General features: G+C 64.8%; 18 protein-coding genes and 1 pseudogene. 9 read left to right on the top strand and 10 right to left on the bottom strand.

All coding sequences use genetic code 11. From position 1 onward, the window contains the following. Nucleotides 1-2 precede the first annotated feature (2 nt). From ACEN9J_RS38355 to ACEN9J_RS38320, 8 genes and pseudogenes are all read right to left on the bottom strand, one after another. Nucleotides 3-234, bottom strand: a pseudogene (locus ACEN9J_RS38355) (IS3 family transposase); the annotation flags it as partial. 190 nt (nucleotides 235-424) lie between these two features. Next, complete coding sequence (locus ACEN9J_RS38350; protein WP_413765017.1) at nucleotides 425-1,942, bottom strand: tannase/feruloyl esterase family alpha/beta hydrolase; 1,518 nt, start codon at nucleotides 1,940-1,942, stop codon at nucleotides 425-427. Nucleotides 1,943-2,083: 141 nt separating this feature from the next. Then, nucleotides 2,084-2,530 (bottom strand): MaoC family dehydratase, encoded by a 447-nt coding sequence (locus ACEN9J_RS38345; RefSeq protein ID WP_413765016.1) that lies wholly within the window; start codon nucleotides 2,528-2,530, stop codon nucleotides 2,084-2,086. Continuing rightward, nucleotides 2,523-4,175 carry an AMP-binding protein gene (locus ACEN9J_RS38340; protein ID WP_413765015.1) on the bottom strand — a complete coding sequence of 551 codons (1,653 nt, stop codon included), beginning with the start codon at nucleotides 4,173-4,175 and terminating at the stop codon, nucleotides 2,523-2,525. Before ACEN9J_RS38340 ends, ACEN9J_RS38345 begins: the two co-directional genes overlap by 8 nt. Next, nucleotides 4,172-4,912 carry a nitroreductase gene (locus ACEN9J_RS38335; RefSeq protein ID WP_413765014.1) on the bottom strand — a complete coding sequence of 247 codons (741 nt, stop codon included), beginning with the start codon at nucleotides 4,910-4,912 and terminating at the stop codon, nucleotides 4,172-4,174. The genes ACEN9J_RS38340 and ACEN9J_RS38335 overlap by 4 nt, the downstream gene beginning before the upstream one ends. A 13-nt stretch (nucleotides 4,913-4,925) precedes the next feature. Continuing rightward, on the bottom strand, nucleotides 4,926-6,320 hold the full coding sequence (locus tag ACEN9J_RS38330; RefSeq protein WP_413765013.1) for an MFS transporter: 1,395 nt from the start codon (nucleotides 6,318-6,320) through the stop codon (nucleotides 4,926-4,928). A 149-nt stretch (nucleotides 6,321-6,469) separates the two neighbouring features. Continuing rightward, nucleotides 6,470-7,489 carry an AraC family transcriptional regulator gene (locus tag ACEN9J_RS38325; RefSeq protein ID WP_413765012.1) on the bottom strand — a complete coding sequence of 340 codons (1,020 nt, stop codon included), beginning with the start codon at nucleotides 7,487-7,489 and terminating at the stop codon, nucleotides 6,470-6,472. Nucleotides 7,490-7,635: 146 nt separating this feature from the next. Beyond that, nucleotides 7,636-8,241 (bottom strand): TetR/AcrR family transcriptional regulator, encoded by a 606-nt coding sequence (locus ACEN9J_RS38320; RefSeq protein ID WP_413765011.1) that lies wholly within the window; start codon nucleotides 8,239-8,241, stop codon nucleotides 7,636-7,638. 132 nt (nucleotides 8,242-8,373) lie between these two features. On the opposite strand from ACEN9J_RS38320, the gene ACEN9J_RS38315 reads away from it, so the two are divergent. The 6 genes from ACEN9J_RS38315 to ACEN9J_RS38290 all read left to right on the top strand — a co-directional run bounded on the left by ACEN9J_RS38315 (nucleotide 8,374) and on the right by ACEN9J_RS38290 (nucleotide 14,189). Next, on the top strand, nucleotides 8,374-9,219 hold the full coding sequence (locus ACEN9J_RS38315; protein WP_413765010.1) for an alpha/beta fold hydrolase: 846 nt from the start codon (nucleotides 8,374-8,376) through the stop codon (nucleotides 9,217-9,219). Between the two features lie 52 nt (nucleotides 9,220-9,271). Then, entirely contained in the window at nucleotides 9,272-10,366 is a 1,095-nt protein-coding gene (locus ACEN9J_RS38310) for an alkene reductase (protein ID WP_413765009.1), read from the top strand. Between the two features lie 60 nt (nucleotides 10,367-10,426). Further along, on the top strand, nucleotides 10,427-11,215 hold the full coding sequence (locus ACEN9J_RS38305) for an SDR family NAD(P)-dependent oxidoreductase (protein ID WP_413765008.1): 789 nt from the start codon (nucleotides 10,427-10,429) through the stop codon (nucleotides 11,213-11,215). A 35-nt stretch (nucleotides 11,216-11,250) separates the two neighbouring features. After that, nucleotides 11,251-12,237 (top strand): MDR family oxidoreductase, encoded by a 987-nt coding sequence (locus tag ACEN9J_RS38300; protein WP_413765007.1) that lies wholly within the window; start codon nucleotides 11,251-11,253, stop codon nucleotides 12,235-12,237. 11 nt (nucleotides 12,238-12,248) lie between these two features. Next, on the top strand, nucleotides 12,249-13,079 hold the full coding sequence (locus tag ACEN9J_RS38295; RefSeq protein WP_413765006.1) for an alpha/beta fold hydrolase: 831 nt from the start codon (nucleotides 12,249-12,251) through the stop codon (nucleotides 13,077-13,079). A 108-nt stretch (nucleotides 13,080-13,187) separates the two neighbouring features. After that, complete coding sequence (locus tag ACEN9J_RS38290; RefSeq protein ID WP_413765005.1) at nucleotides 13,188-14,189, top strand: NADP-dependent oxidoreductase; 1,002 nt, start codon at nucleotides 13,188-13,190, stop codon at nucleotides 14,187-14,189. An 801-nt stretch (nucleotides 14,190-14,990) separates the two neighbouring features. On the opposite strand, the gene ACEN9J_RS38285 is transcribed toward ACEN9J_RS38290, so the two are convergent. Continuing rightward, nucleotides 14,991-15,749 carry a sulfite exporter TauE/SafE family protein gene (locus tag ACEN9J_RS38285; protein WP_413765004.1) on the bottom strand — a complete coding sequence of 253 codons (759 nt, stop codon included), beginning with the start codon at nucleotides 15,747-15,749 and terminating at the stop codon, nucleotides 14,991-14,993. Between the two features lie 88 nt (nucleotides 15,750-15,837). Here ACEN9J_RS38285 and ACEN9J_RS38280 point away from each other — a divergent pair, with 88 nt between their 5' ends. The 3 genes from ACEN9J_RS38280 to ACEN9J_RS38270 all read left to right on the top strand — a co-directional run bounded on the left by ACEN9J_RS38280 (nucleotide 15,838) and on the right by ACEN9J_RS38270 (nucleotide 19,118). Continuing rightward, nucleotides 15,838-17,169: a PLP-dependent aminotransferase family protein gene (locus ACEN9J_RS38280; RefSeq protein ID WP_413765003.1), complete on the top strand. Its 1,332-nt coding sequence runs from the start codon at nucleotides 15,838-15,840 to the stop codon at nucleotides 17,167-17,169. Between the two features lie 455 nt (nucleotides 17,170-17,624). Continuing rightward, the gene (locus ACEN9J_RS38275; protein WP_413765002.1) at nucleotides 17,625-18,437 is read left to right on the top strand and encodes an SDR family NAD(P)-dependent oxidoreductase; all 813 of its coding nucleotides are present in this window, start codon (nucleotides 17,625-17,627) and stop codon (nucleotides 18,435-18,437) included. Between the two features lie 480 nt (nucleotides 18,438-18,917). Then, nucleotides 18,918-19,118: a YqaE/Pmp3 family membrane protein gene (locus ACEN9J_RS38270; RefSeq protein ID WP_413765001.1), complete on the top strand. Its 201-nt coding sequence runs from the start codon at nucleotides 18,918-18,920 to the stop codon at nucleotides 19,116-19,118. A 444-nt stretch (nucleotides 19,119-19,562) separates the two neighbouring features. Here the strand turns inward: ACEN9J_RS38270 and ACEN9J_RS38265 are convergent, their stop codons facing one another. Further along, nucleotides 19,563-20,120 (bottom strand): helix-turn-helix domain-containing protein, encoded by a 558-nt coding sequence (locus ACEN9J_RS38265; protein WP_413765712.1) that lies wholly within the window; start codon nucleotides 20,118-20,120, stop codon nucleotides 19,563-19,565. Between the last annotated feature and the right edge of the window lie 175 nt (nucleotides 20,121-20,295).

The raw sequence follows: 20,295 nt of genomic DNA, 5'->3' as shown, positions 1-20,295 counted from the left end.
ACCTAAGCTTTTTGAGCTTTCTCGAACTGTATCGGGCTGACGTAGCCGAGCGTCGAATGACGACGCGTCGGGTTGTAGAGCCGCTCGATGTAGTCGAACACATCGGCGCAGGCCTGTTCCCTGGACCGATACACCTTTCTGGCTGTGCGCTCGGTCTTCAATGAACTGAAGAAGCTCTCCATGGCCGAGTTGTCCCAGACCTCGCCCCGCGCGGCTCATGCTGCAGGTGATGCCTTCCGCCGAAGTTGCGCACTTCGGCGGCCAGAGGTGCGAGAAATCAGCAGGAGGACACCGTATCCATTGAATGCACAGCGCGTGTCGAATCCTTCCCGCGCCACCCAGAACGGGCGACGCGCGTTCTCTTGGTGAATGCCTTCACAGATCAGCCTATGCCAACACTGCTGCGTACACAGCGCCACTAAGCCTAGCTAGGTGACGTGCAGGTGAAGCTGGACGCCGCGTCGGGATCGCCGGTGCCGTTGTATTTTGGAAACTGCGGGTGCCTGCACATCGGCCGCTGCATGCCCTTGCCCGGCTCGACGCTGCGCGTGGCCACGATCTCGTGGGCGCTGGGATGGGTGCCGGTTTCGATCCAGTCGAACATCGGGGTGATGAGGTCGACGCTGTCCGGGCCCTTGCCGCCTGCCGGCGTGGCGGCGCAGTGGTCGTTGCCTGCCAGCACGTAGTACTCGACGAACCGGTCGGCCGCGGCCTGCCCGCCCGCTGCGGCGACGACCTTGCGGTAGTAGTCCGTGGTGTTGTTGTGCGTGATCAGCCAGTCGGTGGTGCCGTGCATGAGCAGCATCTTGCCGTTGCGGGCCCGGAACCCGCTCAGGTCGGGGTTGACTGCATCGATCAATCGGGCGAGGTGGTCGAGTCGGTTCGTGTACTGCAGCGGGTCGACGTTCAGCGGGTCTGCGGACGGGTCTTGCGCCACGAAGTACTTCATGTAGTCGCCGCCGAGAATCTGAAGCGTGGTGCCTCCGATGGCCTGCCACGATGCGTCGTCGGCGGTCTCGCCGCCGACATAGGGAAAGGCCGGCCATGTGTAGCGACCACCCGCCACGTCGGTGGGCTCGTACAGGACCTTGGCGGACGCCAGCTGCGCATCGGTCAGGCAAGAGTCTGCGTCGGCGCCCGTGCATCGGAGCTTGGCCAGATCGGGCTTGCAGGCCTCGGGGTGGCTGATGATGCCGTCCTTCAGGCCGTCGAGTGCATCGCATTGGGACTGCATGAAGTTCGCGAGTGTCTTGACCTTCGGGATGCTCAGGCCCGCCTCGGGCTGGGCCAGCTGCTTGAGTATTTTTTGATACCAGAGGAACTGGCCCGTGTAGGCATTGGCCGGGGCGCGCGCGATCACGCCGTCGAACAGATCGGGATGCCGTTGCGCCTGGATCAACGCCTGACGCCCACCGCCCGAACAGCCCTCGTAGACAAACTTCGAGCGGCCGACCGATTCGCCATAGCGCGAGCGGAGCACGGCCTTCGCCGATGCAAGCACCTTGGGCACGGCACCGTCCGCGTAGTCCTGAAGCAACTGGGGGTCCATAGCGAAGGAGCCATTGGGATGCTTGGCCGCATCGTGTCCATGGTTCGTCGCGATGGTCGCGTAGCCGCTTTCCGCGACGCCAGGGCTGTAGGCGCTGGGGTAGATGGCGCCGTCGAAGCCGCCGCCGCCGATAAACAGGACACGCTGGTTCCAGCTGCTAGGCAGCTTGACTTCGAAAGCGAGTTCCAGCGGCATCTCGCCGCGCACGGTGCAGGTCTCCGGCGTGATGTCTGTCTGGGGCGTCAGCGTCGCCTGCGTGATCGTGGCGCCTTCGAAGGCTCGGCTCAGGAAGCTGTTGCACGCAGCCTGCGCGCTTCCGGCACCGGACGGGAACAGCGGTGGTGGCGAGTTGCCACCACCGCTGTTCCCGTCCGGTGCCGCCGCAGGAAGCAAGCAGCGCCGCAGCAGCCACCACGGACCACGAGGTGATGCGCCGGTGGGTGTCGCGTCGGCATGTGAGAGGGGCCATCTTCATTCTTTGTCTCCTTGTTGGGGCCATGCCCCCGTGAACGCGCACGCTGGCGCGGAAGGCACTCATGCGGCGAGCGTGAAAAGCACCGTGCCCTGCGCGAGCACGCTGGTCCTGTCGTCTGCGCTCTTGATCGCACCTTGCAATTCGAGAACGCAGCCGCCCTTCGAATGCGCGGCCATCGACGTCACGCGCCACTCGATGAGTACCGTCTCGTTCGCCCGTACGGGACGCAGCAGGTCGACCGAGAAGTTCATGCCCAGCACCTTGCCCCTCGTGGCGAAGTGACTGGCGGTCAGCCCCATCAGCAGCGAGGTGGTGTGGGTCGCACTAGCGATCAAGCCGCCGAAGCGCGTGCCCTGTGCAAACGCGGCATCGTGGTGCAGCGGGTTCTCGTCTCCCGCGGCCAGCGCGAAGGCACGCACTTGCGCTTCGTCGAAGGTGTGGGGTCGCGAGAAGCGATAGCCGGGCCCGACAGGCCCCAGGGCCGCAGCCGCTTCGCACTCAACCATGGCTCGCGAGCCGGGTGATGGCGTCCTGGCTTCCGGCCTGCTGGCGCAAGCGGAACTTCTGGATCTTTCCCGTGGCCGTCTTCGGCAAGGGGATGAAGATCACGCGGCGCGGACACTTGAAGTGCGCCAGCCGCTCGCGGCAGAACGCAATGATCTCCTGCTCGGTGGGCGCGGCGACACCGGCCTTCAGCTCGATGAACACGCACGGCACCTCGCCCCACTTGGGGTCGGGCTGCGCCACCACGGCGGCATGCAGCACCGCCGGGTGTCCATGGATGACGTCTTCGATTTCGACCGACGAGATGTTCTCGCCGCCCGAGATGATCACGTCCTTCGACCGATCGGTGATCTGCGCATACCCGTTGGCATGCAGGACCGCGACGTCGCCGGTGCGGAACCAGCCATCGGCGAGCGCCTTGCGCGTTGCCGCCTCGTTCTTGAAGTAGCCCATCATCACGGTGTTGCCGCGCAACATGAGTTCCCCAGCCGACATGCCGTCGGGCACGACGGGCTCGAGGGTGTCGGCGTCGCCGACCATGAGGCCTTCGAACATGGCGGCGCGCACGCCCTGGCGCACGCGCAGCGCACCCTGCTCGGCGGGCGCCAGATCGTCCCAGCCGTCCTGCCACACGCAACTCACCGGCGTACCCGAAACCTCCGTGATGCCGAAGACGTGCTCCACGTCGAAGCCCATCGCCAGCACCGCATTCAGCACGGCGAGCGGCGGTGGCGAGCCGGCCGTGAGCACGCGCACGGGGCGCGGCAGCCGGGTGTCTTTCGCCGCGTCCGCGAGCATTGCCATCACGACTGGCGCTGCGCAGAGGTGATCGATCTGATGGCGCTCGATGGCCTCCAGCACGACGTCGGCAGACACCCGGCGCAGGCAGACATGGGTGCCCGCCGCCGCAGTCACGGCCCAAGTGAAGCACCATCCGTTCGCGTGGAACATGGGCAAGGTCCACAGGTACTTCGGCGCCCGTGGCATTGCCCAGTTCGTGATCTGCAGCAGGCTCATGAGGTAGGTGCCGCGATGGCTGGCGACCACGCCCTTGGGGTCTCCGGTCGTGCCGGAGGTGTAGTTCAGGGCGATGGGTTGCCACTCGTCGCTGGGCCAACGACCAGCAAAGTCCGGGTCTCCGTTCGCCAGCAGCGATTCGTAGTCGGTCTCGCCGATGGGTTCGGCGGGTGGTGCGAGGTGGTCGTTGATGTCGATGACCGCAGGCGCACGGTCGAGCAGCTTTAGCGCTGCGGCCACCGTGGCGGCGAACTCGCGATCGACCATCAGCAATTTGCACTCGCCGTGGCGCAGGATGAACGCGATGCCTTCGGCATCCAGGCGATGGTTGATTGCGTTGAGCACCGCGCCGGCCAGCGGAATGCCGAAGTGGGCCTCCAGCATGGCCGGCGTGTTGGGCGCGAGCACCGAGACGGTGTCGCCCGGTTCGATGCCTCGCATCGCCAGCGCGGACGCCAGGCGATGGCTGCGCTCGCGCGTCTGCGCCCAGGTTCGCCTCAACTCGCCGTGCACCACCGCCACGCGGTTCGGATGCGCGAGCGCCGCGCGGTCGAGAAAGCCCAGCGGCGTGAGCGGCACATGATTTGCCGCGCAGCGTTCGAGGCCCCGTGCATAGGATGGCGCGCTCATGCGGAGGTCTCCTTGGAGGTGTCGTGGAAGGTCGTAAACGCGGAGACTGGCTCGCGCTCGGTAACGAGCGAGTTCTCGACCGACGAGGTGTCGGCGTAGCCCAGGCTCATGCCGCAGACCAGCATCTGGCCGGCGGGAATGTCCAGCAGGTCCGCGATCTGGCGATGGAATTTCAGGAACGCGGCCTGCGGGCAGGTGTGGAGGTTGCGGCCGCGCGCGGCCACCATCACGCTCTGCAGGAACATGCCGTAGTCCAGCAGGCTGCCCTCCTCGAGTTCGCGGTCCAACGTGAAGAACAGGCCCACGGGCGCATCGAAGAAGCGGTAGTTGCGACCGTGCTGCAGGTGCATGCGCTGCTTGTCGCCCTTGGCGATGCCGAGCAATCCGTAGAGGTCCCAGCCGACCTTGCGGCGCCGTTCCAGGTAGGGAGAACACCATTCGCGCGGGTAGTAGTCGTAGGGCTCGAGCAGCTCGCCCGACCGGCCGGGATCGTCGTCGAGCGCGGCAATCGCTGCCGACAGACGGGCCTTGGCAGGCCCCGTCAGCACATGCACATGCCAGGGCTGCATGTTCATGCCGGAGGCGCTGTAGCGCGCCGTCGAGAGGATCGCCTCAACCTCTTCCCGGGGCACCGGCCGGGGCAAGAACGCCCTGACGCTGCGCCGGGTGGCAATGGCCCAGTCGACCGCTCCTTGCAGCGCGTGTGCCTCCAGCGGTGGCGCCATCATTCGGTTCATTGAGGTTTCCTTGCTATTTCGAAGCCGGGCGAATCGCCCCGCCCACACGGCCCACTTCGCCGGGGGCCGCGCGCGCGGCCTTGGCCTGGGTCGACGCGGCGCGCGACTGGTTCACGAACGACACCGCTGCCGCGCCGATGACGCCGGCCAGGGCGATCGCCATGAAGTTCTGCTCGATGGGCAGGCTCAGCGACACGAGCCAGCCGATCAGGATCGGCGCGGCAATGGCGCCGATGCGGCCGACACCCGAGGCAAAGCCAACACCCGTCGAACGCACGGCCGGAGGATAGAAATCGCCGGCGTAGGCATAGGCCAGCAGTTGCGTTCCGAGCGTGGACGCACCCACCACGAACACAGCAACGAACAGCAGCTCGGTCGATTTCGTGTATGCGAGCGCGGCCAGCGACGCAGCCCCGACCACGTAGAACGCCACCAGTACATGTTTGATGTTGAACTTGTCGCTCAGCAGGCCGCCGCCGATTGCGCCCACGATCGCACCGACGTTGAAGACGATCACGAAGTTCAGGGCCGAGCCCAGGCTGTATCCCGCCATGGCCATGATCTTGGTCAGCCAGGAGTTCAGCGCGTAGACCATGAACAGCCCCGTCATGAAGGCCACCCAGATCATCACGGTGCTGAACGCGCGCCCGGCATCGAACAGGGTGCGCACCGGCGCGTCGTGCAGGCGGTCGCTGGACGCGCCTACATACACGGTGCCGGCTGCGTTCGGCTGCTCCGGCGCGAGCTTGGCCGCGATCTCGCCGAGCTGCCGCTGGTCACCCTTCTTGAGGAGAAACGACAGCGATTCGGGCATCGTTTTCAGAATGAGTGGAATCAGCAGCACGGGCAAGCCGGCCACATAGAACACCCATTGCCATCCATGGCTCTCGATGAGCTGCTTGGCGGTGAGCGCGACCAGAATGCCGCCAACGGAGTAGCCCGCGAAAACCATCGTCACCAGGCGCGTACGCAGCTTTGCCGGTGCGAACTCGCCCATCTGCGCGGTCACGATGGGCAACACCCCGCCGATGCCGAGGCCCGCGATGAAGCGGGCGACGCTGAAGCCGATGGGTTCGGTGGCCAGCCCAGTCAGCGCCGTGAAGACACTGAAGAGCGCCACGCACACCGCGATCATGCGAGGGCGGCCGATGCGGTCGGCCAGGGTGCCCAGGAAGATCGCGCCCAGCATGGTTCCGAACAACGCCGACCCGGCCATGACGCCGGCGCTCGTGGCGTCGACGCCCATGTCTTTCATGATCGATGGCAGCGCGGCGCCCACGACCGCCAGGTCATAGCCGTCGATGACCAGGATCAACACGCACCACCAGAGCACGAGCCCGTGAAAGCCGTTGAACCGGGAGTGCCCCGCCAACGCGTGAATATCGACCTGCTTGCCGGCCTGCTGCATGTTTTTGTCTCCTGTCGTTTGATCTGTCGCGGGATGCGATGTCGACGGGAGGTTAGTTCTGCAGGCGGCGCGCTTCCATGCCCGCGCGTCTCGATCTGGATGGGGCGTTCGGACATGTCGGCGTCCCCGGCGAGCGCCGAAGGTTCGGCTTATTCCGGCGCGGGCGCGGACGAGCGATAAGCGCCCGGGCTGACGCCTGTCCATTTCTTGAAGGCGCGATGGAAGGCGCTGGTTTCCTGGAAGCCGGTGCGCGCGGCGACGTCGGCCACCGTCAGCGACGCGCTCGACAAGAGGTCGATGGCGATGTCCCGCCGCAGGTCGTCCTTCACGCGCTGGTAGCTCACGCCCTCCTGCTGCAAGCGGCGTTGCAGCGTGGTGCCGGAAACGCAGAGTTCCTGTGCGAGCTTTTCGAGTTCGGGCCACGCCTCGGGCATTTGGCTTCGCAACCTGTTGCGCACCTGGGCGCTGGTGCTGGCGTCGTTGCGGTACTTGACCAGCAGGTTGGCCGGCGCTTCCCTCAGGAAGTTGTCGACCGTTTCGGGCGACTCCGCAATCTTCAGGTCCAGCAGATCGCTGGCGAAACTGATGTGCGTGGTCTCGCCATTGAATTTCACGCTGTCGCAAAAGCGCGTGCGGTAGTGGCTGTCGTCACCGGGCGGCGGGCACCGGAACTGCATCTCGCGCAGGGGAATGCGCCGGTGCACGAGCCAGCAGGCCAGGCCATGGACCAAGATGAACCAGGTGCCGTAGCCAAACAACCGGCGCAGCACGCCGCCGTCATGCAGGATCACGCGCGCCTCGTCGCCGTCGCAGACCAGCTCGCCGCGGAAGTCGTCCAACGTGGCGTGGAGGAACCGCAAGATGCGGCGCAGCGCATGCGCCAGGTTGTCGGCGTTGACGGCGGCGCGCGTCATCAGCGCATAGCTGCCGCGGCGAAGCCCGTGGCTGTCGAGGCCGAAGAACTCGTCGTCCATCAGGTCGGCCAGCGCCACCCACATCTGCGAATACGCCGCCGCCGAGATGCGCGCACGCGGCGCGTTCAACAACTCGCGATCAATCTTGGCGCTTTCGAGGACGCTGCTGATGTCCATGTTCCTCAGCGCCGCGGCGTGGATCGCCTCGTGCACCAGTTCAATGGACACGGTTCCCTTCAAGCCTGCAGACTTCATACGCACTCGCTCAAGAATCAGTGGTGGGGCGAGCTCTTTATAAGCGCGTTTCGCGCTGTGCAGGATGCGACCTCAGGGGACCCGCAGCGTCTGCATCAATGAGATGCCGCCGACCTCTGTCATGGGCTGTCGCGGAAGTTGTGCGACTAGCTGATCGGGAAATCGGAAGAGCCAGGTGCCGTCGACGAAAGCCTCGACAGGACGGCGCTGCGGCAGACATCCAGAATTTCATCGGCCAGTGGCGAGTCGTCAGGACACGCCCGCGACAGCACGATGGCACCGACTGCCTGCGCAATGAGGTCGATCCGCCTGGCGCGTGCGTCGCCGCCCTGATCGTCCTCCTCTGGCGCGTCGAACTGGTTTCCCAGGGTCACCAGCAGGTTTTCAATGCCGGTCGCAAACGCCGTCTTGATCGACTCCGGTTGGCGCGCAGCATCTGCGCACAGGGCGGCCATCGTGCAACCGTCACCCGGTGCATCTCGGTGTTCACGGGACAGATAGTGATGGACAAATGCCATCGCATCGACGCCTTCGGCCTTGGCGGCCGTCTGCGCAAAACCACAAGTCGCGGCTTGCGCCATCAGGTCGGCTTTGGATTCGAAGTGCTTATAGAACCCGCCGTGGGTAAAGCCTGCGAACGCCATCAAGTCCGCAATCCCCACCCCGTCGTAACCACGCTCGCGAAACAGCGTGGAGGCCGTCTCGACGATGTGCGCCCGGTTCGCCTGTGCCTGCGCCTTGGTGACCTTCATGTCCAGGACCTCTCTAGATGTGCCATCGGTGAAGCCATGAATATACATTGATGTCGATCATCATCAAAGTCCTTGACATCAAAGATGATGATCGACATCATTAAGCTAACTTACCTTGGAAGGCTCCCGAAAATGTTCGATACCCACCTGACCGCACCCACCCGCTTCGTCGAAGTGGATAGCGACAAATTCGCCTATCGCCGCTGGGGCAACACCTCCAGCGGACAGCCCCCTCTGTTCTTCGTCCAACATTTCCGCGGCGGCCTGGACCACTGGGATCCCCTTTTGACCGATGGTCTGGCCGCAGGCCGCGAGGTCATCCTTTACAACGGTCGCGGCATTGCCTCCTCGACCGGCACGCCCCGCAACCGGATCGAAGACATGGCGGACGACATCGCCCTGGTGATCCGGGCGCTGGGTCTGTCCCAGGTCGATCTACTTGGTTTCTCGATCGGGGGCTTCCAGGTGCAGGAGGTCGTGCTGCGTCACCCGCAACTGGTTCGAAAGCTCGTCCTGCTCGGCACCGGACTGCGCGGCGGCGATCCGAAGATGGAACCCAGGGTGCTGGAGGTCGCGCCGAACCCCGTGCCGACCGCGGATGACTTTCTCTACCTGTTCTTCGGCCGCTCGGAAGCTGCCAAGCAGGCGGGTCTGGCCTTCTGGGAGCGCCGCCACCGGCGCGCCGACCAGGACCCGCCCAGCTCGATGGCCGTCGCTCAAGCCCAAGCCGAGGCGCACGCCGCCTACCTGCAGCCGTTGCCGGGTGCGAACCCCTATGCCTTCCTGAACGCCGTCACGCAGCCGACCCTGGTGCTCAACGGCGTCGACGACATCATGATTCCCACGATCAACTCCTGGCATCTGTCGCAGAACATTCCCAACGCGCAGCTGTTGATCTATCCCGACGCCGGACACGGCGCGCAGTTCCAGTATCCCGAGCGCTTCCTGCAACACGCGATCCAGTTCCTCGAGGAGTGATGCCGTAGCGCATCCCGTCCCCGCCCGATCAACGACGACACAGCAAACAAGCATGACTGACAAGACGCTCTTCGAGCCCTACACACTTGGCTCACTCCAACTGTCCAACCGCATCGTGATGGCGCCGCTGACGCGCAATCGGGCAGGCGCGGGTCTGGTGCCCAGCGAGTACGCCGCCACCTACTACGGTCAGCGCGCCTCGGCGGGCCTGATCATCACCGAGGCCACCCAGATCTCGGCCGATGCCCAGGGCTACCAGGACACCCCGGGCCTGTACACGCCGCAGCAGATCGACGGCTGGCGCAACGTGACCGACGCCGTTCACGCCAAGGGCGGGCGGATCTTCGTGCAGCTGTGGCACGTGGGCCGTATCTCCCACGTCGACCTGCGCCCTGGTGGCACCGCGCCGGTGGCCCCCTCCCCCATCCGCGCCGCGACCAAGACCTTCGTCAACAACGGTTTTCATGACGTCTCCGAGCCACGTGCCCTGACCCTGGATGAGATTCCAGGCATCGTCGAGGATTTCCGCCAGGCTGCGGCCCATGCGATCACTGCGGGGTTCGACGGCGTCGAGGTCCACGGTGCCAACGGCTACCTGCTGGAGCAGTTCATCAAGGACGGTGCCAACACCCGGACGGACGCGTACGGCGGCTCCATCGAGAACCGCGCGCGCCTGTTGCTCGAAGTCACGGCCGCCGTGGCGAAGGAAATCGGTGCCGAACGCACCGGTGTGCGCCTCTCGCCGGTGTCGTCGGCCGGCGCCATTTCGTCCAGCGATCCGCAGTCGCAGTACGACTACATCGCCGAGCAACTCAATGCGATGGGCATCGTCTACCTGCATGTGGTCGAAGGCGCCACCGGGGGGCCGCGCGATGCCGCACCGTTCGATTTCGACGCCCTGCGCACTCGCTTCAAGAACACCTACCTGGCCAACAACGGGTATGACCTCGAACTGGCCAACGCCCGCCTGATCGAGGACAAGGCCGACCTGTTCGTCTTCGGCCGCCCCTTCATCAGCAACCCCGATCTGGTCGAAAGGCTGGAGATCGGCGCACCCCTCGCCGCGCTGGACCCCACCACGCTGTATGGCGGTGGCGCCAAAGGCTACATCGACTATCCGACCCTCGCTGATTCCAGCGCCCGGTAGTCGTTTTTCCACGCTGCATATCGCGGCATGGACTCACCCTTTCGATCACCAGCAAAACACATGACCTCTCATTCCACTGTTCTCATCACGGGCGCCTCGACCGGCATAGGCGCCATCTATGCCGACCGCTTCGCACGCCGCGGCCACGACCTCGTGCTGGTGGCGCGCGACAAGGCGCGGCTGGAAGAGCTCGCGGCGCGCTTGCGTGAGGAAACCGGCGCTGCCGTCGATATCCTTGCGGCCGACCTGACCCAACCCGGCGATCTGGCCGCAATCGAGGCGCGCCTGCGCGAGGACGCCAGGATCGAAACCCTGATCAACAACGCCGGGGCCGCGCTGTCCGGCCAATTCATCGATCAACCGACAGACGACATCGCTCGCCTGGTCAGCCTCAACACCACCGCGCTGGTCAGGCTGGCCAGTGCCATCGCCCCGCGCCTGGTGCAGGCCGGCAAAGGTGCGATCGTCAACATCGGCTCGGTGGTCGGCCTGGCGCCCGAGTTCGGCATGTCGGTCTACGGCGCGACCAAGGCCTTCGTTCTGTTCCTGTCCCAGGGGCTGAACCTGGAGCTCGCGCCCCAGGGTATCTACGTGCAGGCGGTGTTGCCGGCTGGAACCCGTACCGAGATCTGGGAGCGCGCGGGCATCGATAGCCGTGCGATGCCTGACCTAATGGGAGTAGAAGAGCTGGTGGATGCCGCGCTGGCCGGATTCGACCGCCGTGAACTCGTGACCATCCCGCCGTTGCACGATGCCGCGCGCTGGGAAACGCTGAACACGGCACGTCAGGCCCTGGTCGCGGACATCCGGCAGGCGCACGTGGCAGAGCGCTATCGAAACGCCGCCTGATACGGAAAGAAGCGCCAGCACGGAAGGAACAGCACATGACATTCAAGGCACTGCTCGCCAGCAAGACCGGCGACACCATATCAAGCAGCCTGGTCGGCTTCAAGGAAGAGGACCTGATGCCGGGCGACGTCACCGTCGCGGTCGAGTACTCGACGGTGAACTACAAGGACGCGATGGCGCTCAGTGGCCGGTCACCGGTCATTCGCCAGTTTCCGCTGATTCCGGGCATCGATTTTGCCGGCGTCGTCGAGGCATCGACTTATCCCGGCATCGCAGCCGGCGACCGTGTGCTGGCCAACGGCTGGGGACTGAGCCAGACGCACCACGGCGGCTTTGCGCAGAAGGCGCGGGTGAGTGGTGATTGGCTGGTCAAGGTTCCCGAGGTGTTTTCGACCCGGGATGCCATGGCCATCGGCACCGCCGGGTACACCGCCATGCTGTCGGTGCTCGCGCTCGAGCATGGTGGCCTGACGCCCGAGCACGGCGACATCCTGGTGACGGGCGCCAATGGCGGCGCCGGCTCCGTGGCGATCGCGCTGCTGTCGAGCCTGGGCTATCGCGTGATCGCGTCGACCGGGCGTCTCGAGGAATCCGAATACCTGCGTGCGCTGGGCGCGGCGGACATCATCGACCGTTACACCCTGTCCGAAGCGGGCGCACCGATCGCCAAGGAGCGATGGGCCGGGGCCATCGATTCGGTCGGCAGCCATACCTTGGCAAACGTCCTGGCGCAGACCCGGTATCGCGGCGTGGTCGCGGCCTTCGGGCTCGCACAGGGCGCGGACCTGCCGGCATCCGTCCTGCCCTTCATCCTGCGCAACATCACCCTCGCCGGTATCGACTCGGTCAATGCGCCGCAGCCTGCGCGGCTGCAGGCGTGGTCGCGTCTGGCCAGCGACCTGGACCTGGACAAGCTGGCACGGACGACCAAGGTGATCGGATTGGCAGAGGTTCCTGACGTTGCCAGCCAGGTACTCGCAGGGAAGGTCCAGGGGCGCACCATCGTGGATGTGAACGCCTGACCGGATCGCGCATGCCCTACATCGATGCTCCCAACCTCTCGATCGATGTCGACGGGACTGCATTCGCGTACCGCGACCTGGGGCCGCGCGATGGCGTGCCTCTGGTCCTGCTCAACCACTGGGGCGCGGTCCTCGACAATTTCGACCCGCGGATCGTCGATGGACTTGCCCGCAGGCATCGCATCATCGCCCTCGACTACCGAGGGATCGGCGCTTCAGGCGGAACAGCGCCTGTGACCATCGATGCGATGGCGCGGGATGCGATCGCGCTGGTCCACGCACTGGGCTTCGAGAAGATTGATCTGCTTGGCTTCTCCCTCGGAGGATTCGTGGCGCAGGACATCGTGCTGAAAGCCCCCCGCCTGGTGCGCCGACTCATCCTGACCGGCACAGGGCCGGCAGGCGGCACAGGCATCGAACGGGTCGGAGCGGTCTCCTGGCCGCTGATAGTCAAAGGCTTGCTGACGTTGCGGGATCCGAAGACCTTTCTGTTCTTCACCTCCACGGGCAACGGTCGTCAAGCCGCGAAAGCCTTCCTGGAGCGACTGAAGGAGCGCAAGGCGGATCGGGACAAGGGGCCGACGCCCCCTACCTTCCTGCGACAGCTGAAGGCCATCAAGGCCTGGGGCCGGCAGGTGCCCCAGGATCTGGGCGGCATCCGCATCCCTGTGCTGATTGCGAATGGCGACAACGACATCATGGTGCCCACTGTGAACAGCCATGACATGGCGCGTCGCATCCCAGGCTCGCAACTGGTCATCTACAAAGACGCTGGGCATGGCGGGATTTTCCAGTACCACGGCGAATTCGTGCCCAAGGCGCTGGCCTTTCTCAATGACTGAACGACGGCATCTTTTGCAACCGGCTTCAGGCCGACTTTCCCGACCGCCCCCTGTGGGGCGGGGCTGCCCGAAGCGCATTCAACGAAACACTCTGGAAAAAAGTCGCCCATGAAAGCGTTCATCATCGATCGTTACGGAAAGAATGAGGTTGGCCGCATCGGCGAAACGCCCGAACCCGAGGTGCGGGACGATGACGTCCTGATCCAGATCCACGCGGCGAGCATCAATGCCCTGGACTCGAAGATCAAGAACGGCGAATTCAAATTGATTCTTCCCTACCACTTTCCCCTGATCCTGGGCAACGACCTGGCCGGTACGGTTGAGCGGGTCGGCGCTCGCGTTCGCAGCTTCAAACCTGGCGACGAGGTCTATGCGCGCCCCGACGACGATCGCATCGGCACCTTCGCCGAGTTCATCGCCGTCAAGGAATCGTCGTTGGCGCTGAAGCCCAACAATCTCAGCATGGTCGAGGCCGCATCCGTTCCTCTGGTGGCCCTGACCGCCTGGCAGGTGCTGGTCGAAACCGCCAAGCTGAAAAAAGGACAGAAGGTTCTGATCCATGCCGGCTCCGGCGGCGTCGGCACCATTGCCATCCAGCTTGCCAAGCATCTCGGGGCATTCGTGGCCACGACCACTAGCACGGCCAACGTCGCCTGGGTGAAGGCCTTGGGCGCGGACGTCGTCATCGATTACAAGCAGCAGGATTTCGCCACGGTGCTCCGCGACTACGACGTGGTGTTGAACAGCCTCGGCAACGGCGAGCTGAACAAATCCCTCCAGGTTCTCAAGCCGGGCGGGCATCTCATCTCCATCTCGGGGCCGCCCACCCCGGCGTTCGCCATCGCGCGAGGACTGGCCTGGCCGCTCAGGCAAGCGTTGCGCCTGTTGAGTTTCGGCATCAGGAACAAGGCAAAGAAGAACGGGGGCCACTACACCTTCGTCTTCATGCGGGCCGATGGGGCGCAGTTGCGAGAGATCACCGCCCTCATCGAGTCAGGCGCCATCCGCCCGGTCGTCGACAAAGTGTTCCCATTTCAGGACACACACAAAGCACTGGCCTACGTCGACAGTGGGCGCGCCAAGGGCAAGGTCGTGGTGCAAGTGGTGTAGCTGCCGCCTGCCTGCGCTAGCGTCTTTGATCAGGCCCTTGCCCCGCCGACTCAGGCCATCGCACGGCCGACGCGCAAGCCTCCGGTGGCCTTGGCGCTCTGTACCCGCTCTGCATGACCAGGAGATCGACCTTGAGTTCATACACAACCGCCCGCATCGGCAAGCGCGCACTGGTGAGCAGCGCATCTAGCGGCATCGGTGCGGCCATCGACGCGTGGACCCACATTTTCGCTGACGCTTGAACCGCCTGTATTCCAACGCGCACGCCTGTGGTTCTGCGCATCGGTGCGCAGAAGCGGGTCAGCGTTCGATGGAAAAGTGGGGCTAAGACGTTCCTTGGCTCTGGAAAGCGTACGCGAAATCTGCTTCACGGCATGCGAACCCGTATGCTGCCAGGAGATGAGCTCTGGGAATTTGACTACAGAGAAGAGGCCAAGGTGAGGCCTCGGGCTTTTACGGTTGGGCGCTCTTGCGGGACGGTCGTGTCGTGGGGTACTCGGCCGACGAGTGACTGCTTGGGACGCTTTTGCGACCGCTGTGCGCCCGGATACGTCGGCCATAACCTGTCATTTGCGGTGAGAATGGCCACCGCGTATTTGGCACTAAGGTTCACCGGCGTCCCGCAGCTGGTTTGGCGGCTCTTCTTCCCAATGGGGGCGATCCTGACCGCCACGCGGCCGCACGGACGCAGCTTCAAGTGAATATTCCATGGCAACACCACGCCGCAGGACTCCAACAAGCTGATCGAGCAGTTGGTGCAGTTCGCCGCCGCGGGCTTTCGTGCGCCGGCGCTTCGGTGATTCAGTGCATGTAGCCCGACACGCCGTCCCATAGCAGCTTGATGGCCGTGATCACGAGCAGGCCATAGCAGACCCGGTACATCTGCCGCTGGTCGAGCCGGGCATGCAGGCGCCAGCCCAGCCAGACGCCCGAGGGAATGGCGAAAAGACAGATGGCCATCAGCGTCCACACGCTGCCCGCAGGCCTGGCCAGGGCCAGCCAAGGTACGGCCTTGAGGATGTTGCCGACCGTGAAGAACATGCTCGTGGTTCCGGCGTAGACCTGCTTGCTGAGGCCGAGCGGCAGCAGGTACATGGCCAGCGGCGGTCCGCCCGAGTGCGCCACCATCGTGGTGATGCCCGATGTCAGGCCGGCGGCGATCGCCTTGGGCGACGAGCGTGGCCGCACCACCACCTCGCCACCGCGCACGAACCACAGCCCGACGAAGACCAGCGTGATCGCCGCCATCACGATGGCGATCGCACGGTGGTCGAGCACGCGGAACAGCACATAGCCCGCGCCGATGCCGACCACGAGCCCGGGCACCAGCAGTAGCAGGTCGGGCCTGGACCACGTGGAGGGCTTCCAGTAGCGCAGGCTGAACAGGTCCATCGCGATGAACAGCGGCGCGAGCAGGCCGCCGGCCGTCACCGGGTCCATCACCAGCGACAGCAGCGGAATGCCGATGATCGCGAAGCCGCCGCCGAAGGCGCCCTTCATGAAGCAGATCAGGAACACACCGGCGAAGGTGACGAGGATGGTCGTGAGCGTCAGTTCCATACGGCAAAAACGGGTGGGTCGGTGGAAGGCCCGGATCGTAGTTCCCTGATGCAGGACAATTAAATTATTGTCATGAATACAATGGCGCATGCCCCAGGCTCGCTACAAGCAGTTGGTCGACCGGCTCTCGGAGGACATCCGCCAGGGCCGCCTGAAACCCGGAACGGCGCTGCCCACGCATCGCCGGCTGGCCACGCGCGAGGGCATCTCGCTGGCCACCGCCACGCGCACCTACGCGGAGCTGCAGGCCATGGGGCTGGTCTCCGGCGAGGTCGGCCGCGGCACCTTCGTGCGCGAGCCCATCCCCTTCGGCGATGGCGTGGAGATGCATGTGGCCAGCGGCGACCTGCTGGACCTGAGCTTCAACTATCCGGCGCTGCCGATGCAGACGGACCTGCTGCGCACTGCTCTCCGGCAACTGGCCTCGGCGGGCGAGCTCGAGTCCGTGCTGCGCTACCAGCCGCATGGCGGCCGTCCGCACGAGAAAGCCATCGTGGCGGCGCACCTGGAGAGCCGGGGCCTGTCGGTCGCCGCCGACGAGGTGCTGATCACCAGCGGCGCGATCCATGGGCTCGCTTGTGCCGCCATGTCCCTGCTGCGGCCCGGCGATGCGGTGGCGGTGGACGCCCTGAGCTACCCGGGCATCCAGGTGGTGGCCGAGCTGTGCGGGCTGGAACTGGTGGCGCTGCCCGCGTCCGGCCCGGGGCTCGATCCGGACGCGCTCGACGCGCTATGCCGCCGGCGGAAGATTCGCGCCGTCTACTGCATGCCCACGCTGCACAACCCGCTCGGCTGGGTGATGCCGCTGGCGCAGCGCGTGGCCTTGATCGCGGTGGCGCGCCGCCGCGGCCTGCTGCTGCTGGAGGATGGCACCTACGCCTTCCTCGAGAAGAAGGCGCCCGCGCCGCTGGCGGCGCTCGCGCCCGACATCACCGTGTATGTCTCCAGCCTCTCGAAGAGCGTGGCGGCCGGCCTGCGCTTCGGCTTTGCATGCGCGCCCGCCGCTGTCGTTCCAAAGATCCATCGTGCGATCCGCGCCACGGTCTGGAACACGCCGACCCTGGTGACCGCCCTGTGCTGCGGTTGGCTGCAGGACGGCACGGTCGCGCGGCTGGAGCAGGAGAAGCGGCGCGACGCCGTCGCGCGCCAGCGCATCGTGTCCGCGGTGCTGACGCAGTTCGAGATGGTTCGCCACCCGGCTTCGTACTTCGTCTGGCTGCGCTTGCCTGCCGGGGTGCGGTCGGACGCGGTCGCCATGAGGTTGAAAGAGGACAACGTGTTGGTCTCCACCGCCGCGCCGTATGCCGTGGGCTCTCCCCCGCCGCACGCCATCCGGCTGGCGCTGGGCTCGGTGTCGCATGCCGACCTGAAGCGGGCTTTGGAAAAAGTCGGCGGAGTCGTGGCGAGTCTCGACCGCTGAGCCGGATGTCTGCCTCGAACGGAGCGCTCGCGGCTTCGAACGTCGGGGGACAGCGCTAGATTCGCTCGTGCGCGGAGCCCGCAGCGACGACGGGTTGCGGCCGCAACCGGACGTAGCCCAGATGGCTCTTGCGCATCTTCTCGAGCGCATGCGGTTCTTCGGGCTAGCGGCACCAGTTCGGCCGCGGCGCGTCGAGGGCCGCGAGCCGCGAGCCGTGCCATGAGCGAAGTGGCGCAAGATAGCAATCCGCGGCGGTGGCAACGTAGGACTTGCGCCACCGGGCGCGATGATAGACAAGTTGGATATCGGGTCTGGCTCACCTTGCGGCGATTCACCATACCGCGCGAACTGGATGGAATCGGATATGAGTTGCGGAACAGGACTCGTCTCCAAACTCCCGGAGTTCTCTTACCCAGCCAAATCTCGCTGGGCGCAACAGGCCGCTTGAGGGTCAGGTGGCCGTGGTGACGGGCGCAACGCGAGGCGTTGGCAAGGGCGTCGCGCTGGCGCTCGGTGAAGCCGGGGCGTTGGTCTATGCGACCGGGCGCACGCTCGAGGCCGGCGCGTCGAGCTGGCCGGGGTCCCTTCAGGAAACCGCCGACGAAATCGCCCAGCGCGGCGGCCAATGCATTCCGGTCGTCTGCGACCATGGTGACAACGCCAGCGTGAAGCGCGTCTTCGAGCGTGTGCACGATGAGCAGAAAGCAGCGATCGGCATCCTGGTGAACAACGTGTTTGCGGCCCCGTCTCATATGCCGGTCAACGTCCCCTTCTGGGAGCTCGAAGACGGCCTTTGGGAAGACCTGCTGCGCGTGGGTCTGCGCTCGCACTACATTGCCAGCCGCTGCGCGGCGCCGAAGATGGTTGCCCGCCGCAAGGGACTGATCGTCAATACCTCTTCGGGCGGCGCTGTGCGCTACTCCTTCAACGTGCCCTTTGGTGTCCAGAAGGCCGGCGTCGACAAGATGGCCAAGGACATGGCTCACGACCTCAAGCCCCTCAACGTCGCCGCGGTCGTGATCTGGCCAGGCTTTTTCAAGAGCGAGAAGTTCCTCGCTCAGCCGGACCGGGTCCCTGCACCACTGGCCAAGCGGATCATGGAAAGCGGGGAGTCCTCCGAGTTCGCGGGGCGGGCTGTGGTTGGCTTGGCGGCCGATCCGGCGATCATGGAAAAGAGTGGTCGACTGCATCTGGTTGCAGAACTGGCGCAGGAGTATGGGTTCACGGACATCGATGGCAGGATGCCCGCCGCGCCGTCGCGGGTCTGATTACCGAGGGAGGCATGATGGGTGGCTAGGGTTGGGGCAAGCCACAGAAAGCCTGCGAGGGCCGGTCAGCCCAGGCTTTAAGGGCGGGCTTGGCTGTCTGTCGGCTAAGCACAAGACCGCGCAGGGCTGAGGTGAATGGCGGCGGAAATCGTCACGAGGCTCGCTCGTCCGAGAGGCTCAAGCGGGTGGGTTCTATTGAATCGATGATCAGGCGGTCACTGGGGAGCGTGCGCGGTGAGCAGTCAAGCCACGCTGGCGTCGGGACTTTGGTGTGATGCTGTGGCCCGCCTCATGCGGCTTTTCAGCTTGCGACTGCCTTGAACCTGCGGGCCCCGCATCCCAGCCGTGCCCTCTCACCATCCACGCCGGAGATGCCGACCGCTGGCAACCCGTTGGGCGGAGAGATTGTGAGGAGAAGCTATGGTCGGCCGGCCGGCCCTTTGGCAGGATCTTGGCTAGACCAACCACGGAGAAAACACCTTGCGTCTCATCCTCGCCATTCTTCTCCCCTTCGTCGCCTTCTTCACGATCGGCCGCCCGATCGCTGGCATCATCTGTTTGATCTTGCAGATCACTCTGATCGGCTGGCTTCCGGCTGCGATCTGGGCGGTGTATGCGCTGAGTCAGTACAAAACGGATCGCAAGATTGAGGAGGCTCTGAGCGCGCGCAGAGGGACGTGAGGGGGATCGTCTGCAAGCGATTCTCGAACACCAGGGCGCCTCCGCCGGTGTTAGAAGGCTTTTTGGGGTCTGGCCGTCGCTTGCATGTGGCCAGTTCGGCATGCCGAACTTCTAAACACAGTATGAAGACTGCGCAGCCACGGAAGCATCCTGTTTCGAAGAAGCCGATTCGGAACCGAATTTGGCGAGCGTCGTTCGCGCCGGAGTCACTGTGACGGCATGCAACCTCGCTCGGTACCACCGAGTAGGCATTGCCGACTTTCTATCGGCGCACCGACCTTACGACCCCGAGGTCGCACGCCTGATCGACGCGGCGCTCTGTTTAGCAATGGGGCGGATCAGTATGTAGATACCAACAACTGACTGCTCGTCCCCAAGCTCGTCGGTCAGCGAGACTGCTTGCAACTGCTAGGCGTTCGGGGCTAAGTTGCGGGGCGCCAAGTATCAGTTGCGCAGCGCTAACGCCACAGAGAGATACGACACCGGACCGCTGTCAATCGCCTCGATCCCATGCAGCGCAGTGGCATCAAACAGCAACGAGTCCCCTGCGCTGACCGAAGCCGTCTTGTCACCGTAGCGGTACATCACCTTACCAGACAGGAAGTACAGAAACTTCAACCCGGCGTGCTGAACGGTGGCGTAAGGTTCCGCATCGGGCAAGAGCATGACTAGGTAGGGCTCCGCGAACAGGTTGCCGTAAAGCAGGTGACCAAGCAACTCATGCCGATGATCTGACGCTGCTCCACCCCGGTCGACAATTAAGCCTCGACCTGCTTGCACATGGCAAAAGTTGGAAGGGCCTTGTCCGTCGCCAAGCAAACGCGAAACTGGTACATGCAAGCTTTCAGCGATTCGATCCAAGGTATCCACCGACGGCGAGACTAGGCCGCGCTCGACGCGCGAGAGCAATGACGGCGATATGCCCGCTAGCTTCGCCAACCTGTACGCCGATGTGCCTGCGGCCATACGCAGCGTCCTCACCTGTGCGCCTATACGCGCCACTCGCGAACTGGGAGCTGCAAATTCAGCTCGCGGCGCCCCACCCTTTGTGGAGGAGATGGACAAACGAAGAGGACGGGCTACTGGCAAGGGCGATGCGACTCGCCCGCGTGTCACTTCAAGTTTCGTGGTCATCAAATTTTCCGATGTTGCGAACGATCCGCGATGACATGAGTTA

This window comes from Variovorax sp. Varisp41 (genome assembly GCF_047325085.1).
Taxonomy (GTDB): Bacteria; Pseudomonadota; Gammaproteobacteria; order Burkholderiales; family Burkholderiaceae_C; genus Variovorax.
Note: the sequence above shows the minus strand (reverse complement) of the source record. Positions and strands in the feature narration are given on the sequence as shown.